The following is a 16,749-nucleotide window of genomic DNA, read 5'->3' as shown; positions in this document are numbered from 1 at the left end:
CGCGCATGGTACCCAGTGGTCCAGATCGGACGACGCTCATGCTTCGGACGCTGAACCGGCTCTCTTTCGCCCGGGATCTTGCCTGCGGAGGCGTCAGGAGCTCTGGGCTGTTCGTTCGGTCGACCGGGGGTCCCGGGCGTCGGTCGAGACCGGGACCCCCGGATCGTTCGATGCTGCCGAGGAGTCGCTCCGCCCGGGGGTTAGGGCAGCTGCGAAACCGTTGCGCAGTTGGAGACCTCGGGCGTGCCCTTCAGGCGGTCGGTAAGCCAGGTAATGGCGGTGCCCTGGTCTTTGAGCAGGGAGTCGACGTGGTTCAGGAACGGGCTTGGGCCATTGATGCCCGAGATCGGGGCGTAGACGACGTTGCCGCCGCGCTGGCACCAGTCGAGGGCCAGCTGGCGGGCCTGCGCGTGCTGGACGAGGTTGTCGTGCACGCCGGTGGCGACACGCACGATACCGGCCGGCTTCTGCGTTCCGATGCGCTGCTGCTCGATGAACGCCCGGAGCCTGGGTTCGGCCGCGATCATCGCTGAGGCGGACTCCAGGTTCTTCGTCCAGCCGTTGGTGCGCTGGTAGGAGTAGGTGGCCATCGCGTCCCATATGCACCGGGTGGTGAGGTCCTTGAGGACCGCCTTGCCGATGAAGCTGAGGTGGTTGTCCAGCACCGCCTGCAGCGATGGGTCGGACTGCGCGAACCCGTTCAGCGACCAGCCGATGGAAGCGACCAGTTCGGTGCCGTCGATACCCGACGTGACCGCGGCGAGGTCGGCCGGTACCGCGCCGGCGTAGCTCGCGCTCACGGGGACGTCCGGGGCGTAGGTCGGCTGGAGCTCGATGGCCGCGCCGACCGCCCCGCCGCCCTGGCTGAACCCGTACAGGCCGGTCGGTGAGGCGGCGGTGACGGACACACCGGGCAGGGATCGTGCGGCCCGCGCGGCGTCGAGCACCGCGTGACCCTCGTCGAGGCGGTTGACGTAGGTGTGCAACCGATCCGTGGTTCCCAGGCCGATGTGGTCGCTGACGGCGACCGCGATGCCCTTGCCCAGCAGCTGGTAGATCGCCAGATTCTCGATCCCGATCGAGAGGGTGCTGTTACCAAAGGCGATCACGTTCTGCAGGCCCAGGGAGGTGGCACACTGATCGCCCTGACCCGAGGTTCCCGGCGCGAGGACGACCAACGGGCGCGGGCCGCTGCCCGGCCAACTCGCCGACGGCTCGATGTACGCACCGGTCGCGGCGGCGGGCTGGCCGTTCGAGTCGGTGGTCTTGTACATGATCCGGGTCGCCCGTCCCGGAATGGGCCGTCCGTCCAGGCCCGGCAGCGACAGCGACAGCGGCAGCGGTTCGCTGCGCACCAGAGCCCCGTTCTCGGCGGGCAACTGGGCGGGCGGTGAGTAGAACGCGGGAATCGTGATGCCCCGGGAGACGGTGCTGGCACTGGCTGTGGCTCCGGGGAGTGCCGCCAGACCGAGTCCGACGACGACGGCGAGTGCCGCGGCGCGGGTGAGAGCGCGTGCGGACATGCGGTGACCTCCGTTGATGCGGGTGGTGGACATGACCGCAGGGTGATTCGACGTCCGAGGCGTCGAACCCTGCGGGTGAGTCGTGACGGCGGGCAGACACGCGCTTCCTCGGCATGGCTCATTGCAACTGCACGCCAATGTTTCCGGCATGTGACCATTGGTCATATGACCAGTGGTCACATTAGCTCTCCGCGGCAGGGTCGACAAGACCTCGATCGCCTTTGTTCGATGCGTGTCAAGGACTTTGGACTGGGATTCGGGTTGCTGGTCTGGCTGCTGGCCGCCCGTTGAGAGTGTCGGTAAGGACTTTGGCCGGGCTGCGGTGGCCCAGCCGGGAGTGCAGGGTTGCCGTTTGTAGAGCACTTCGATGTACTCGGCCACGACCAACCGTGGCCGTTACCGCCAATGACACGACCGGGTAGGTCGCCTTCTGAGCCTCAATCGCCGCCAGCGCACGGCTGCAGGTGCGTCCGGGTGAAAGGCAGCGGCTTTAGCCGGCGGACCTCATCTTCCGGCTCTTGCACGGGGACACGCTCCACAGGCGACGGTGCAGACTCGTGGTCCGGGTTCTCCCGGCGCCACGCGTCGACCCCGCTGCTGAGGGTTCCGTTCATGGATACCAAGATGACGGGCGCCATCCGCGACGGGACGCCCGGCGCCCGGACGAGGGCCGCCGTCATTGGTGCTCGGCCACGGAAGGCCGTGCTTGGGAACGCGAGCTGGCCCGCCACGACGCCGGTGAAGTGGAGGTCGCGCGCGCGTGGGCGATCGCGGCGCGCCAGGACTCGTGCTCCTGGGCGATGCTCAATAGCTGGCGGGGCTGCCCGGCGCTGCCTCCTCGATCGCTCCATGCTCGGCGAGCACTTGTGGAAGCGGTGATCGACGAGCTGGTAGTGGCGGCGAGCCCAGTAGTGCTGAGGACGTAGCCGTCACGTGCGCGCCCGTTCGGCTCAGCCCGATGGCCACCGCACGGCCGATCCACGACCCGGCTCCGGGCCCAGGGCGGCGGCCATGCCGTCGAAGGCACTCATTGCCGCACGGGTACGCGGCTGTTGAGGAACGCGATCTGGTCGGCGACCACGCCCTCGAAGTGAGGGTCGACGTAAGGATCGAAGTGGCCGCACGGATAGGTCTTGAACACGGAATCCGGGATGCGCCGGGCGACCCAGCGTGACGCCTTCGTGGGGGTCAGTTCGTCTCGCTCTCCGGCCTGAATCAGGGTCGGGGCGGTGATGCGGTGTGCGCGCAGACCCGGCGAGTTGAACGGCATGTGCAGCAGGATGCGGGCGGCGACGCGGTTATGCGGTAGGAAGCTGTCGACATCCAGGCCCTCGGCCAGTCGTCGCAGGATCCCGATGCCGTCGTCGTCGAGCATGACGGCGAGGGTGCCGGTGTCTCCGATCGACGGTACGTAGTACGGCGAGCGGCCGGTGAGCTGCCGTGTCAGGTCCTTGACGGCCGCGACGCCGAGGCGGGTGACGTGGCGGGCTCCCATCGCGATCGTGGCGTGCGGTCCGGAGACGTGGGGGACCTGGGCGATGACTGCGGCGAGGTCCTGGTCGTGGGCCGCGGCGTGCAGGACGTGCCCGCCGCTCAGCGAGGAGCCCCATGCGACGACCCGTCCCGTGTCGACTCCGGGCAGCGCGCGTGCGTAGGCGATGGCTGCCTGCCAGTCTTGCCTCTGGCGGGACAGGCTCAGCAGCTCGCGGGGCTGGCCGGTGCTGTCGCCGAAGTGCCGGTAGTCGAAGACGAGGACGGCGTACCCGGCGTCGGCGAAGCGCTGGGCGTAGGCGTCGAGCCGCAGTGTCCGGATCGCGCCGAAGCCGTGCGCCATGACGATGACGGGTGGCCGTTCGACGTTCTCGGGCCGGTAGAGCCAGGCGGCGCAAGAGTCTCGGCCTACAGGGAGAGTGACATCCGAACGTCGAGCGTCGGCAGGCGCGCCGGGCTCCGGGTTCATCGGATCTCACCGACCCGCGGGAGCCCGTCCCCGGCGCCTCCGCGGGCTCGTCTTGCGCCCCGGGCTCGCTCAACTCGCAGGCTGCGCATGTAGTCGTCGAAGTCGACCTGAATGGTGTGTCGCTTGCTGCGGACGTAGCGTTTCGCGAGTGAGGCGCGGTAGCGGTTGATCTCGGTCTCCATTGCGGCGCGGCCCGGGAGGGCGTAGAGGCCTTGCAGGTGGTCGGCGATGATCTCAGACTGGCGTTCGGCGATCGGCATGATGGCGCCGAGGGGCTGGATCAGTCCGACGAAGTACAGGTGTGGCGTGGTAGTGGAGAACATCCTCTTGTAGAGGCGGATGTCGTTGCTGTCACCGGGGTCCAGGAACGCCGGATCGAAGAACGGGAAGCGCAGCTTGTACCCGGTGCAGTAAACGACCAGGTCCGCTTCGACCCGGCTGCCGTCGGTGAACACGACAGTGTCGCGGTCGAACCGCTCGATGTTGGGCTTCGGGGTGATCGCGCCGTGGGCCAGGCGGTCCAGGATCCGGCTCGACATCGTGGGGTGGGCCTGGGCGAACTTGTGGTCGGGCGCCGGCAGCCCGTACCGGTTCATGGGGCCGGTAGTCACCTTGAAGAGCAGCCGCGCCAGCGGCCAGCGGACCGCGCCGGGGATCCACTCCTTGCCGGCGATCTGGTCGTAAGGCCGGCCGAAGACGTACTTGGGGATGATGTGCACTCCACTGCGGGCCGCCAGGTAGGTCACTCGTGCGAGGTAGCTGGCGTCGACGGCGATGTCCATGGCGCTGTTGCCCATCCCGAGGACGACGACCCGTTTGCCCGCGAGTTGGGTCTCGCTGGAGTAGCTGTGCGAGTGGATCTGTTCGATGCTCGTCGTGTCGAAGCCGGGAAAGGCCGGTTCGGGCCAGCGCGGGTCCCAGTGGTGTCCGTTCGCTACGCAGACGGCGTCGTAGCGGCGACGCTCACCTGTGGTCAGGGTGACGTCGAAGCCGCCGCCGGCCAACGGCTCGACGTGGCTCACCCCCGTGCCGAAGACGATCCGGTCACGGAAGCCGAAGTGGTCGACGTAGGCGTCGAAGTAGGCCGCGACCTGGTCGTGGCGTGCGAAGTCGGGCAGATGGTCGGGCATCGGGAAGTCGCTGAACTGCATGCGTTCCCTGGAGGTGTTGATGTGCAACGACCGGTACGCGGCAGAGACACCGTTCTTGTTGCCCCACACCCAGTTCCCGCCGACGCGGTCGGAGAGCTCGTAGCAGTCGAAGGCGATGCCGCGCTCGCGCAGTACCTTCGCGGTGGCAATCCCTGAGGAACCGGCGCCGATGATGCACGTACGGATCGGAACGGACGGCATCGTCTGGCCTCCACACGATTGTGACCGGTGGTCATATGACCGGTGGTCACTGTATGGTTTGGTGCCGTGGTGCGCAACGCTCCCCCAACACCGTCCTCCGGCCGGGGTCCTGCCCTGGAGGTGATCCGACGTGCCCCGGTCGACGCCGGGAATCGCCCGCCGTTGCTGTTCGTGCACGGCCTCGGCCACGGCGCATGGTGCTGGGAGCACTGGCTCGACGCCGCCGCGGATGCCGGTTACCCCGCCGCCGCCGTGTCACTGCGGGGCCACGACGGAAGCGGCGGGTCACTGCGACGGGCGACGCTTGGCTCCTACGTCGACGACGTGGTCCGGGTCGCGGCGACGTTCCCGCGCCAGGTGGTCCTGATCGGTCATTCGATGGGAGGGCTGGTGGTCCAGCGGGCGCTCGCCCGTTACGCGGCCCGGGCAGCCGTGCTGGTCGCGCCGGTCCCGGCTCAGCCAGCCGTCGGGTCCCTCATCTGCATCGCCCGGCGCCATCCCGTCGACGCGCTTCGCCTGATGCTGGGGGCAAGCCTGCCCCTGCGCCCCGACTACCTCTTCACCAACCTTTCCGCGGCCGACGCGACGCGCCTCGCAGCGCGGTGCGGCCGGGAATCGTCGCTGGCCCAGTACCAGCTGCTGTTCCATCGACCATCGCCGCCCCCGCGCGGCAAACCGCCCGTGCTGGTCCTCGCCACCCCGAACGACCACCTCGTCCCCCTTGGCGGCATCCGGGCAACGGCCCGCCGCTACCAGGCCGAAGTGAAGGAGTTCCCCGGCATGGGCCACGACCTGATGCTCGACGCGGGCTGGGAGCGGCCTGCGGAGGCGATGCTCACCTGGCTTCAGCGAGCGCCGGCCCCGTACTGATCGGGCGCGTCTGGCCGGAGGCCCCGTAGGCCGCCTCCAAGGGCGCGAGCAACCGCTCGATGGAGGCCTGCCGTTCGGCGAGGTCTGACGAGGCGAGACCAAGGACGGGATCCAGCCCCGGGTGATGAGGGGCGAGGGCAAGATGTGGCAGCAGCAGGAGCAGCCACGCCTGGATCGCGTCCAGGTCGGCGTCGGCCCGCAGCTCGCCCCGCTCACGGCCCAACTCCAGCAACGGTGTGAGGACCTCGACATAGTGCCGGTTGGCAACTGCCCGGACTGCGGCCCGGGCGGTGCCCTCCGGTTCGAGGTTGACCGCGGCGGTGAAGGCGAGATCGAGAGGGTGGTCATCGAAGTAGGCAACCCAGACCCGGGTCAGTTCACGGACGGCCGCGAAGAAGCCCTTGTCCCACGGCAGGTGCGGGATCTGCTCCTCCATCGCAACCCGGATTCGCTGGCTCGCCAGCTCCGAGAGGTAGGCGTAGAGGTCGACTTTGTCGTGGAAGTACTGAAAAAGGCTGCCCTTCGACACGCCCGCGTTGCGGGCGACGACGTTCAGGCTGCCCGCCGAGAACCCGTGCTCGGCGAACTCCGCCTCGGCCGCCGCGAGCACTGCAGCGCGACGAGACTCGGGCAGCCGTTCCCACGTCGCCGTCGGCATCCTCGAGTCCTCCCTACGCACGGGTCACGTCCCTCAAGAGCGTCCCATCCGAGCACCAGCCACCCGTGGGACCCATGCTGAGCGCGACGGACGAGAGCCCTGAACGTTGCCGCTACGTCCAAGACTATCTAGCGCCCCGCTGGGGAGCACCACTGGATGCACACCTCATCGGTGCGGTCATTTGCCTGACCGGCGCGCGGCCATCTAGCCGGCGAGGATCCGGGCGACGGCGGTGCTCAGCACGCGTACGCCGCGGGTCGAGCCCGGCTCCAGCCCGGTCAGGTCGCGCACCCGGGTCAGCCGGTAGTCGAGCGTGCGCGGGTGGATGCACAGCGCGGCCGCCGTGTCGAGCCGGTTCATGTCGTGCTGGTAGTAGGCGTCCAGCGTGGCGACCAGGTTGGGCCCGGCGTCGAGTTGCGCCGCCACCACCTGGAGCCACTGCCCGACCTCCGCCAGCCGGGCGGCGCCCAGCTCGGCGAAGACGTCGCTGACCGTGTACGCGTGGCGTGGCACGGCCCGCACCGGTGCGACCTCGCTGACCTGCCGGGCCAGCGCCACGGCGTCGCCGACCGTGCGCACCCGCCCAGGCGCGGTGCCGGCCGCGCACGGCCGGCCGGTCATCGAGGCCACGTCGCGGGCCAGCGCGAGCCCGCGCTCGACCGCCGGCTGCCGGGCGCCCGGCGAGCTGGGGATCAGCGCGACCACCTCGTGCGGCTCCGGCCAGCTCAGCGGCATCCAGTGCGTCTTCAGCAGCGCGCCGGCGAACTCGTCCCGCGCCGCCTGGTCCGGCCCGGGCGACCCGCCGGCCACCCGGACCACCGTCGCGACGACGTGGTCGGGGACCGGCATGTGCAGGCCGCGCGCCAGCTCGGTCGCGCTGTCGTCGCCGGCCAGCAGCATTACCGTCAGCAGCCGCACCTGGGCGGCGGTCGCCAGCGCGCGCCGCTGCCCCTCGATCCAGCCCCGGGTGTACGCGCCCTGGGCGGCCAGTCCCGCAGGAGCCAGCCAGGCGAGCGTGTGCATCGTCGCGGCAATGTCGTTCGGGCCAGCCGCCTCGTACACCTCGCGCAGCGTCAGCCGGGTGTGCACGAGCAGCACCTGCCGCTGCGCGGTCAGGGTGAGTCCCTTCTCGCCGCGCTGGCGGCCCATCGCGGCCATCAGGTCCAGATCCTGCACGTGGAACGGCGCGCTGTCCGCCGCGAGGTCGACCGTGCGCTGACGGAGGAAGACCGCGAAATCGAGCATCTCCGACCGCACCCGCGGCATGGCCGCGAGGTTGCGGTATTCCAGCAGCTCCTCCTGGTAGGCGTCCACCGCCCGGCGGGCGTTGTCGGCCACTCGCTGCCGCCAGAGGCTGAACAGACCGCCCATGCCGGTCAACGGTAATCGATGCGTTCCGGCCACGCCGCCCGGTTGACGCGGACCGGACAGCCTTGCGGACATTCACAAGAACCGGGGTACGCCGGCGACCCGGTTCTCGCCTTGTCACGAAGACCCGGCCACCGGCACCCTGGAACGCTTCGCCATGGACGTCAGACGACGGCCCGGCCGGGTCGGGCGCGACCAGGTACGCGCCCCGGCATCCGCAGATCGCACAGCACTCGAGAGGTGGTTCTGGTTATGACATGGCGTAGTCGACCCTCCGCCGGAGCACGATCCGGCATTCTCCGCGCATCCAGTCTGCTGTTGGCCGCGACGGCGATGCTCGCCGCGTTCATGGCCGCACCGTCCGCGGCGGTCGCGGCACCCGCGCCGAGCGGCGACGCGGCTGTCGCCGCCATCGGAGCCGAGCGGGCATCGGCGAGCTCCGCCGGCACGTTGAGCGTCACGACGTCGACGGCGGCCGCCGCCTCACCGGGGAAGGGCGGGGGTTTCTCGGTGATGTCGGGCTCCTGCCCGTACGCCGGGCAGTACATCGACGCGTGGCTGATCGTGTTCCAGGGCTGCACCCTCACCGGCCAGCCGACTACCGCGGTCAGCGCCCGGTGCTCCAACGGGGCAACCCTGGGCCCCGTGCACGTGCCGCCCGGCGTCTACGACATCTATGTCGACTGCTACCCGGCGTTCTTCAGCTCGCTCGCGTTCATCTGATCGGCCCACCCGGCACGGATCCCGTTGCGGGATCCGTGCCGGCGGTGCCGCTCCCAAAGCAGCGCGTGCCGCCGCCGATCTGGTGCGGGCCGCGAAGGAGCAGGGTCTGTCACTGGCGGGCCCGGGTGGGCTGTTGAAGCAGTTGACCAAGACGGTCGTGGATACCGCGTCGAGCGACGCGATGACCGAGCATCCCGGCTATGCCAAACACGAAGCGACGGTGCCGGTTCGGACAACGTCCACAAAGGGGTCCGGTCGAAGACGGTGCTGACCGACGCCACCGGTCCGGTGCAGATCGCGGCGATGACGTGGTCCTCGGGCGATGCCGGTCGGGTCACCGACGCTAGGGCAGAGCTGAGTACGTCCCTGGTCTACTTGCTCCCGTTCGGACCCGGCGGAGGTAGCAAGGCGGGGGTTCGAGTTGCCGCGGACAGCGGCAATGCCTTCACCGTCGGAGAGTTGTTCCGCAAGGCCCAGACCGTCCAGGCCCGGCACCTCGGTGATGTTCTGCCACGCGCGGGAGTCCGGATCTATCGGTTCGGGCTACAGCGAGGGTCCCCCGCCTACTACCTGTGGGGAGCGGTGAGTCGACTTCATGAGCGCCTCGCAACACATCGGCCGTAACGTTGCACGCATCTGCCGCGAAGCACGCTGCGCCTGACGTCACTGGTCTTGGGGAAAGGGCCGGATTACGAGCTCTGAATCTTGTCTATAGGTCGTTCCGGAGCCTTCGATCTCGGGCGGAACGGCACCGTATCGGGATTCCAGTACCCCTCTGCTGCCCCGGAACGGGGCCAAGGCAACCCATCCGCTTGCCGGGCGTAGGGGCGGAACTTGGCGTGTTCGTGGTGCCGGCGTCGGTGGATCAACCAGGCGAGGATGTCGGCGAGCGCATCCACCAGGGTCGTGATTTCTGCTCGGGCGAGGGCCTGGTCAGCCCGGCTCAGGCGAACCTGAGCCGGGCTGACCAGGGCACGTGTGGCTAGGCGTTGCCGGACCGTGCCCCCGGCAGCGTCCGCTCGGCGGTCAGCGTCATGGCGCCGCCCTTGTAGGACACCCGGAACATGTGGCCGCCCACGTTCAGGACCCGCCGTTCCGGCATGGAGTGGAAGTTGCCCTTGATCGAGGCCCCGCTCATGATCGTTAGTACCGTGCCCGGGGTGATGGGCGCGCGGACGTCCAGGGTGAGTTCGCCGTCCAGCATCAGGGCACCCGTGGCCCGCACGCTCGTGTAGTCGCGGTCGCCGGAAATGGTGATGGCGAGGCGACCCGCTCGGCTGATGGTCACGTCGCCGCCGACCTTCAGGACGTTGCCCTGCGGAACGTCGGTGAGACTGACGGACAATGCGGACGCCGCTTCCGCGGCCGACAGGCCGGGCTGCAACACGCCGCTGTTGACGCGGATGCTGCCTCCCACGAGACCGCTGCCGCCGAGCGTGCCGCCCTTAACGGCGACCGAGCTTGCGTGCGAGCCGGCGATCGAAAGCTTGCCGCTTTCCACCGTCGTGCCGCCCTCGTAGGTGGCATGGCCCGACATGATCAGCATCCCGGAGCCCTGCTTGGTCAAAGACGCCGTGTAGAGGTTGTTGTCGATGTTGTTCTGAATGAAGGCCGCGCGCGCGTCCATCCATTCCTTACGCCACTTGGTGGCGTCCTCATAGCTGATCTTGTCGTACAGTTCCGGGTGGCCGTTGGTGATGGCTTGGACGTAAGGATCAGCCAGAATGCCCTGAAGCATGAAGGCGTTTTCGCTGAGCTTGCCGTCCGGGCTCAGTACGTTGGGGCTGAATTCGCCGGCGAAGGCGATGCCCTTTCTCTTGTAGGCCGCCAGCCACTCCCGATCCTCCCGCTCCCTTTCCTTGATCGCGATCTGGCTGATGTCGTTCGACCAGACGTCCAGGGGCGCCTTGTCCATGTTGTAGGTCATGGGGCCCAGGAACTGGCCGGGGCCATACATGCCCTTGTCCAGATCGGGGATGCCCCAGCCCCAGCGCGCGTCCGGAGCCCCGTCGAGAGCGGTCCAGGCGATGGACGCCCCGGAGGGGGAGGTCTGACCCGTGCCGAGGAAGCTCACACCGTCGGACATCTTGTTGTTCGCCGTGGTGAACATCAGGTCACGGACCTGCTTGGCGTCCATGTTCGGATAGCGGGAGAGCAGAACCCCCATCACCGCTGTCGCAACGGGCGTCGCCGGAGACGTTCCGCTCGAGTTCGAATAGTTGGTGTCGCCGCCGCTGTTCGTGGTCCGGACGCTGTTCGACGGAGTGGACACGGTCCACCATTTGGCGAGGCCCGCCTCGTTGTACCCGAATTGCTTCGTGTATTCGGGGTTGGCATCAGTGGGAGGCTGCACCCCGCCGACGCATACCCACTGCGCCTCCGCCGCGGGATTGAAGAAGGGGTACGCCGGGCGGAAGTACGGGTTGCTCCAGTCGTTGTTGCCGGCCGACCTCACGTTGACGGTACCGCTATCCCTGATAGCGTCCCAGATGGCATCCATGAAGGAGCGTCCGGGGTGGTTCGGATTGTATTGAATACCGTCTTCCGAATAGCTCTTCTTGAAGAGGAAGTACTGGTACTCCAGGTCCTTCAGATGCTCGTTGGGGATGATGATCGCCATCGCCGTGGCGCTGGCGCTGTCCTTGCCGCGGAGTTGGTAAGCGTTGGCGAGGTTGCCATCGATCCCAAGGTCGTTACCCAGGCCGTCGAAACGGCTCCTGTCAAGAGTCTGGACATAGGAGCCCCAACTGCTGTTGATGACCTGGGCGCCTGCGTCAACCAGAGCCTTGTTGGCCGTACGCCAGTACACGTAATCGTGGAAGGGGCCGTGGGACTGGGTATCGGAACCGCCGGTCATGGCGACATACATCGTCGAGCCAAAGGCGATGCCGTGCTGCTCTTTGCCGTCGCGAATGCCGGAGGTGACGCCAAGCATGCCGGTCCCGTGACTGTAGTCACTCGTTCGCGCCTGGTCGCCGGCCACGGTGAACCGCTGGCCCGCGGTAAACGGGTTCGACGGGGTTACTGAGTTCCGGTACCCGAAGCCGGACGTCCCGTAGAAGCCCTCCGCTCTCACCGGAACGATCAGCCCGGTCTGGAATCCTTCGTGGGTAGGCCGGTAGCCCGAATCCATCATGCCCAGCGCGACGCCCTGCCCGCGGTACCCAAGGGCGTAGGCGGTGGACGCGTTTACCGCGACGAGCTGCCAGGGGGAGTCGATCGCTGTGCCAGGGTTGGCAGGGTTGTGGCCGGTGTAGTAGCCATACTCCGGCGTTTCCCAACTGGCTTTAGCGGCACCCAATTCCCCCGGCGTCCTGGCGACAAAACCGGGGTCTCCCGGATACGCCGGCCCGCCGGCCGTGCTGCCGGGGGTTGTTGTCAGGCCGGTCTGGGTCGATGCCGAGGCGAACCCGGCCGGAAACAAGGCGATGCCTGCGCCGGCGATGAAGGTGCCTCCCACTCGGCGCAGTAAATCCCGCCGACTCAAGGAACTCATACTCATTCCCGACTCCTTCCGAAGGGTCGATCTCCAGCGGGCGGGGGCGCAGTCCTGCCGCCTTTATCGGGCAGCGAATGTCGTTGGCATTGTTCGGGATCCCGACTGCCGCGCGAGCCGACGCATGGACGTCGGAGCGGCGAACTCGAACTTTCCCGCAAGTCGGCCTCCCCTATATGGACACCAAATTAGACTGCGGCAGAAGCCCCTCGTCAAGGGGGAAGCATCGACCCGCCGGGAACAGTTAAGCGACGATCTATATCGATATGAATAACTGTCATGCATCGGGTCACGGGTTGACTCCGTGGAGGTGGTGTGCGATTTGCCCGTGATGGACTAATTGCGCAGATGGGGACAGCTGCCGCGCGATCCTTCGAGACGGCGAAGTCGAGCGGAGGAGCATGCCGCGCGACGGCTGAGTCCGCCGAGGCCGAAGTCGAACGAGCTGCGGCCGCGGGTTACTGGCAGCGACGACGCCCCTTTGGCATGAGACGGCTCGCCCGGCGGCGTCGTCGTCCCGTCCGGCTTCGCCGTTACGTGGGCGGCCGCGACCCGCACCCGACCTCGACCAGCCTCACCCGTGCAGCCCCACTTTTTGCTGCCGTCGGCCCGCAACTCGGCGGAGGGCCAGATAGGCGACCCCTGCGGCCAGCACCCAGGGTGCGGCGACGAGGACCGGGTCGAGCGGGTGGTGTACGCGGTCGACCCGCTTGCCGCGCAGCCGTGACGGGAGCCCGTGGTGGGTGAATTCGCCCAGAACGCCGGTCTCGGTGATCGGGTTGTCAGGTTGGCGGGTCAGGAACGACGCGAAGGTGCTCTCCACAGCGTCCACCCGGTCGGCGGCGAGCAGGAGCAGCCAGTGAGCCGCGCGCCCCTCGCTGTACCTGCGGTAGGAGTGCCGGCGGATCACCCCGGACAGCCCCTTGGGCGGGCACGAGGTACCGAAGACCGGGGTGAGGAACTTGTGCTCGACCGACCTTTCCCTCGGCCACTTCTCAGGCTGCCGCTCGGGGAACTCCCAGTGCGCACCGTTGAGGGACGGATCGAACCGCTCCTGCGGCACCGAGGGTCGGTCCTTCGGATCGAGGTCGACACCCCACCCGGGGATTCGCGTCCGCAGCTCATCGCTGGATTCGGCCAGTTTCGGCTTGTCTGCTGTGTAGGCCATGTCGGCTCCCGGTCGGGGTCAGGCGGGGTTCGGAACGATCAGCGGCTTGATGCAGCCGTCGAGCTTGGCGGAGAAGATGTGGTACGCCTCGGCGATGTGTTCCAGCGGAATCCGGTGGGTCACGATGTCGCTGGGCGTGAGATAGCCGTTGCGGATGTGCTCGAACAGGCGCGGCCACTGCCGCTTCACCGGGCACTGGTTCATTCGCAGGGTCAGGCCCTTGTTCAGTGCGTCGCCGAACTTGACCGCGCTGAACATCGGCCCGTACGCGCCCATGACCGAGATGTTGCCGCCCTTGCGCACCGAGTCGATCGCCCAGTTGAGGGCGACCGGGGAGCCACCCTGCAGCTTCAGCTTCGCGGCAGTGACGTGCTGCAGGAGATTGCCGTCCGCCTCGGCTCCGACGGCGTCGATGGCCACGTCGGCGCCAAGGTGGTCGGTGATCTTCTTCAGATGGACGACGATGTCGTCGTACTCGCCGAAGTTGTAGGTCTCGGCGTGGGCGAACGACGCCGCCTTTTCCAGCCGGTAGTCGAGATGGTCGATGGCGATGACCCGGCCGGCCCCCATCAACCAGGCCGACTTCGCGGCGTACAGGCCCACCGGCCCGGCACCGAAGACCACTACCACGTCGCCCTCGACGATGTCTCCGAGCTGCGCCCCGAAGTAACCGGTGGCGAGCGCGTCGGTGAGCAGGACGGCGTCGTCGTCGTCCATCCACTCCGGGATCAGGCTCGGGCCGATGTCGGCGAATGGCACCCGGACGTACTCGGCCTGACCGCCGTCGTAGCCGCCGCAGGTATGCGAGTAGCCGTAGATGCCGCCGACGGCGGTGGCGTTCGGGTTGACGTTGTGACAGTTGCTGAACAGCCCTCGGGCGCAGAAGAAGCACGACCCGCAGTAGACGTTGAAGGGCACCATGACCCGGTCACCCGGTTGGACGTTTCGCACTGACGCGCCGACCTCGTCGACCACGCCCACGAACTCGTGACCGAAGGTCATCCCGACCCGGGTGTCGGGCATCATTCCGTGGTACAGGTGCAGGTCGGACCCACAGATCGCCGCACGGGTCACTCTGATGATCGCGTCGTTGGGATGCTCGACGGCGGGACGGCCCTTCTCCTCCACCCGCAGGCGGTACGGACCGCGGTAGACCATTGCTCGCACTGACTGCCTCCTGGACCTGAGGGCTAGCGGATGTGTCGCCCCGGGTCGCGTCCGAAGCACTGCGAGTTCGGTACCCCTGTCCTCTGCCCACAAACCGGCGCCGGGATGAGCGGTGACTCAGCCGTCGGGCCGTACCGTAGCCGTGACGGCCGCAGGACTCGCGATGTTGCGGAGGAAGTTCGACCTCGTCACCGGGCTGAACGGCGGCGGGCCCGGCCTGGAGAGTGAGAACCAGGCCGGGCAACGCCAGGAGGCCGCGGAGAGTCCTCAGCTGTGCTGCGGGATGTCCGTCGTGTACGCCAGCTCGCGGCCCGCCTCCACGTCGGAGGTCAGCGCATCGATCCGGGCCTTGGCCAGCGAGTAGGAGTCCGAGCCGAGCAGTTGGTGCAGAGGAGCCTTACCCGAGACCGCCACCTCGATGATGGCGGTTGCGGCTCGGACGGGGTCACCGAGCTGGGTGCCCGGCATCGCCAGGTGCGCCTCAGTCATCTCCCGAATCGACTCGTAGCCGGACACGGTGGTCGGCGGCAGGCCAAGGGAGTGCGTACGCAGAAAGTCGGTCTGCATGTAGCCGGGCTCCACGAGGTTGACCTGCACGCCGAAATCGCCGACCTCCGCGGCCAGTGACTCGGTCAGCCCTTCGACGGCGTACTTTGCGGCGCAGTAGAGACCCCAGCCCGGGAAGGAGGTCAGACCGAGGATCGAGGAGATGTTGATGATGTGGCCGCTGCGCTGGGCGCGCAGGGACGGCAGCACCGCACGAAGAACATTCCAGAGCCCAAAGATCTGCACGTCGAACATCTGCCGGACGTCGGCGTCGGTGACCTCCTCGATGGCGGCGAGGAAGCCGTACCCGGCGTTGTTCACGACCACGTCGATCGCGCCGAAACGGTCGGTGGTGGAGCGGATCGCCGCCGCAACCGCCGGCTCGTCCGCGAGGTTCAACTCAAGTGGCAGCAGCCGGGCCCAATCCACGGATCCCAGGGCCGCGTCCAGACGCTCGGCCGACCTGGTCGTCGCCGCGACGTTGTCACCGCGCTCGAGGAGCTGCTTGACCAACTCCAGGCCGAGGCCCCGAGAGGTGCCTGTGACGAACCAGGTGGCGGGCCGGGTGGTGGGGTACGACATCGGTGTTCTCCTTGCGACTGGAGTGGCAGCGCTGCGCCCTGCCGGAAACGCATTTCATGCTGCTGCCGGGCGGGCGCGCCGAACACCTCTGGCCAGGCCCAGCCGTACCTGGGAACGACATGCCCACCCAACCCCCTGGGCGCGGCCCGCCGTGAGCGGCATCATTGGCGACATGGTGCGACGCACAGAACTGGCCGGCTTCCTGCGGAAATGCCGTGCTGACACGACGCCGGAGGCGGCGGGAGTCGTCGCCCTGCCGGGGCGACGCGTCCGCGGCCTGCGCCGGGAGGAGGTGGCTCAGCTCGCCGGGGTGAGCGTCGACTACTACACCCGACTCGAACAGGGTCGCCACAGCAGTCCGTCGGAGGCGGTCGTCGACGCGTTGGGCCGTGTCTTCCAACTCGACGCGGCCGCCCGGGCTCACCTTGTCGACCTGGCCCGGCCGGCCCGGCACCGCGCCGGGCAGGTGCCGGGCCAGCGGGTCCGGCCGGCGATGCACCAGATGATCGCCTCGATGGTCGACCACCCGGCCTTCATCGTCGGGCGCCGCACCGACATCCTCGCGTCGAACCTGCTGGCCCGCGCCCTCCTCACCGACTGGACCCAACTGCCACCCCGCGAGCGCAACTACACGCGCTGGGTCCTCCTCGACCCCGCCGCCCGCGAGGTCTACCCCGAATGGGCCACCGTGGCGGCCGACGTCGTGGGCACGCTGCGCCTCTACGCCGGCCGGAACCCCGACGACCCGCGGCTCAACGAACTCGTCGGCGAGCTGACCATCAAGAGCCCGCAGTTCCGTACGTGGTGGCACAACCACCGGGTGCACGAGCGGACCCACGGCACCAAGCACATGGTCCACCCCGCCGTGGGACCGATGACCATCCGATACGAGGCGCTGGCACTACCCGGCGACGACGACCAGACGCTGTTCATCTACACCACGGATCCTGGCAGTAGCTCACACGACAACCTGCGCCTGCTCGCGCTCTGGGCGACACAGCAGCGGTATGCCCCACCGACCGGCGCGTCCAAGGCCGCTCCCGCTCAGATCGAGGACAGCCTCACCAGATCTCCGGGCTCAGCCTGATACGACGGGCGTCGATCGCCCTTCGACAGAGGATCACGCCACGGGCGGCGAGGGCGACAGCAAAGCTGCGTACTGGTCGCTGCGGAGCATCCACCCGCGGTAGACCGCGACGTCGCCGGGCGGGTACGGCCGTGATCGCGCGGTGCGGGTCGTCGCGGGTCAGTGCGTCGTGGTCGATCACCGCGACGTCGATCCCGGCGGCACGAGCCGTGTGGGCTTCGGGCGCGCAGTGGTCCTCGGGCCGGCGTG

At 68.3% G+C, this 16,749-nt stretch carries 12 protein-coding genes and 1 pseudogene; 4 read left to right on the top strand and 9 right to left on the bottom strand.

All coding sequences use genetic code 11. The annotated features are described in order from the left end of the window. Positions 1 to 200: 200 nt before the first annotated feature. The 3 genes from AB0B86_RS28110 to AB0B86_RS28100 form a co-directional block, all read right to left on the bottom strand. Positions 201 to 1,556: a lipase family protein gene (locus AB0B86_RS28110; protein ID WP_357409938.1), complete on the bottom strand. Its 1,356-nt coding sequence runs from the start codon at positions 1,554 to 1,556 to the stop codon at positions 201 to 203. 994 nt (positions 1,557 to 2,550) lie between these two features. Then, complete coding sequence (locus AB0B86_RS28105) at positions 2,551 to 3,483, bottom strand: alpha/beta fold hydrolase (protein WP_357420138.1); 933 nt, start codon at positions 3,481 to 3,483, stop codon at positions 2,551 to 2,553. After that, positions 3,480 to 4,835, bottom strand: coding sequence for an NAD(P)-binding domain-containing protein (locus AB0B86_RS28100; RefSeq protein WP_357420137.1), 1,356 nt, complete (start codon positions 4,833 to 4,835; stop codon positions 3,480 to 3,482). The genes AB0B86_RS28105 and AB0B86_RS28100 overlap by 4 nt, the downstream gene beginning before the upstream one ends. Before the next feature lie 120 nt (positions 4,836 to 4,955). Between AB0B86_RS28100 and AB0B86_RS28095 the strand changes: the two genes are divergently transcribed. Then, positions 4,956 to 5,705, top strand: coding sequence for an alpha/beta fold hydrolase (locus tag AB0B86_RS28095; protein ID WP_357409932.1), 750 nt, complete (start codon positions 4,956 to 4,958; stop codon positions 5,703 to 5,705). Here AB0B86_RS28095 and AB0B86_RS28090 read toward each other — a convergent pair. Continuing rightward, entirely contained in the window at positions 5,671 to 6,363 is a 693-nt protein-coding gene (locus tag AB0B86_RS28090; protein ID WP_357409930.1) for a TetR/AcrR family transcriptional regulator, read from the bottom strand. The two genes, AB0B86_RS28095 and AB0B86_RS28090, sit on opposite strands and share 35 nt — an antisense overlap. A 204-nt stretch (positions 6,364 to 6,567) precedes the next feature. After that, complete coding sequence (locus tag AB0B86_RS28085; protein ID WP_357420136.1) at positions 6,568 to 7,734, bottom strand: helix-turn-helix domain-containing protein; 1,167 nt, start codon at positions 7,732 to 7,734, stop codon at positions 6,568 to 6,570. A gap of 249 nt (positions 7,735 to 7,983) precedes the next feature. Between AB0B86_RS28085 and AB0B86_RS28080 the strand changes: the two genes are divergently transcribed. Together AB0B86_RS28080 and AB0B86_RS28075 are read left to right on the top strand one after the other, a co-directional pair. Beyond that, entirely contained in the window at positions 7,984 to 8,454 is a 471-nt protein-coding gene (locus tag AB0B86_RS28080; protein WP_357420135.1) for a hypothetical protein, read from the top strand. Positions 8,455 to 8,485: 31 nt separating this feature from the next. Next, a pseudogene (locus tag AB0B86_RS28075) lies at positions 8,486 to 8,751 on the top strand (transposase); the annotation flags it as partial. A gap of 685 nt (positions 8,752 to 9,436) precedes the next feature. Here AB0B86_RS28075 and AB0B86_RS28070 read toward each other — a convergent pair. The 4 genes from AB0B86_RS28070 to AB0B86_RS28055 form a co-directional block, all read right to left on the bottom strand. Beyond that, a complete protein-coding gene (locus AB0B86_RS28070) occupies positions 9,437 to 11,956 on the bottom strand; it encodes a S8 family serine peptidase (RefSeq protein ID WP_357420134.1) in 2,520 nt (839 codons plus the stop codon). 568 nt (positions 11,957 to 12,524) lie between these two features. Continuing rightward, positions 12,525 to 13,118, bottom strand: a complete 594-nt coding sequence (locus AB0B86_RS28065; RefSeq protein WP_357409922.1) for a hypothetical protein — start codon at positions 13,116 to 13,118, stop codon at positions 12,525 to 12,527. Between the two features lie 18 nt (positions 13,119 to 13,136). Then, a complete protein-coding gene (locus AB0B86_RS28060; protein WP_357420146.1) occupies positions 13,137 to 14,276 on the bottom strand; it encodes a zinc-dependent alcohol dehydrogenase in 1,140 nt (379 codons plus the stop codon). Positions 14,277 to 14,552: 276 nt separating this feature from the next. Then, positions 14,553 to 15,413, bottom strand: a complete 861-nt coding sequence (locus AB0B86_RS28055; protein ID WP_357409920.1) for an SDR family NAD(P)-dependent oxidoreductase — start codon at positions 15,411 to 15,413, stop codon at positions 14,553 to 14,555. Between the two features lie 172 nt (positions 15,414 to 15,585). On the opposite strand from AB0B86_RS28055, the gene AB0B86_RS28050 reads away from it, so the two are divergent. Then, positions 15,586 to 16,500 (top strand): helix-turn-helix transcriptional regulator, encoded by a 915-nt coding sequence (locus AB0B86_RS28050; protein ID WP_357409918.1) that lies wholly within the window; start codon positions 15,586 to 15,588, stop codon positions 16,498 to 16,500. Positions 16,501 to 16,749: the final 249 nt, after the last annotated feature.

This window comes from Micromonospora sp. NPDC049047, assembly GCF_040649135.1.
GTDB lineage: Bacteria > Actinomycetota > Actinomycetes > Mycobacteriales > Micromonosporaceae > Micromonospora.
The sequence above is the reverse complement of the archived record's forward strand: the minus strand, read 5'-3'. Positions and strand labels throughout refer to the sequence as shown.

What these genes read in the sequence shown, in the direction of transcription:
- AB0B86_RS28110 (WP_357409938.1), bottom strand. Translation starts at nt 1,556, where the DNA reads ATGTCCACCACCCGCATCAACGGAGGTCACCGCATGTCCGCACGCGCT.
- AB0B86_RS28105 (WP_357420138.1), bottom strand. Translation starts at nt 3,483, where the DNA reads ATGAACCCGGAGCCCGGCGCGCCTGCCGACGCTCGACGTTCGGATGTC.
- AB0B86_RS28100 (WP_357420137.1), bottom strand. Translation starts at nt 4,835, where the DNA reads ATGCCGTCCGTTCCGATCCGTACGTGCATCATCGGCGCCGGTTCCTCA.
- AB0B86_RS28090 (WP_357409930.1), bottom strand. Translation starts at nt 6,363, where the DNA reads ATGCCGACGGCGACGTGGGAACGGCTGCCCGAGTCTCGTCGCGCTGCA.
- AB0B86_RS28085 (WP_357420136.1), bottom strand. Translation starts at nt 7,734, where the DNA reads ATGGGCGGTCTGTTCAGCCTCTGGCGGCAGCGAGTGGCCGACAACGCC.
- AB0B86_RS28080 (WP_357420135.1), top strand. Translation starts at nt 7,984, where the DNA reads ATGACATGGCGTAGTCGACCCTCCGCCGGAGCACGATCCGGCATTCTC.
- AB0B86_RS28070 (WP_357420134.1), bottom strand. Translation starts at nt 11,956, where the DNA reads ATGAGTATGAGTTCCTTGAGTCGGCGGGATTTACTGCGCCGAGTGGGA.
- AB0B86_RS28065 (WP_357409922.1), bottom strand. Translation starts at nt 13,118, where the DNA reads ATGGCCTACACAGCAGACAAGCCGAAACTGGCCGAATCCAGCGATGAG.
- AB0B86_RS28060 (WP_357420146.1), bottom strand. Translation starts at nt 14,276, where the DNA reads ATGGTCTACCGCGGTCCGTACCGCCTGCGGGTGGAGGAGAAGGGCCGT.
- AB0B86_RS28055 (WP_357409920.1), bottom strand. Translation starts at nt 15,413, where the DNA reads ATGTCGTACCCCACCACCCGGCCCGCCACCTGGTTCGTCACAGGCACC.
- AB0B86_RS28050 (WP_357409918.1), top strand. Translation starts at nt 15,586, where the DNA reads ATGGTGCGACGCACAGAACTGGCCGGCTTCCTGCGGAAATGCCGTGCT.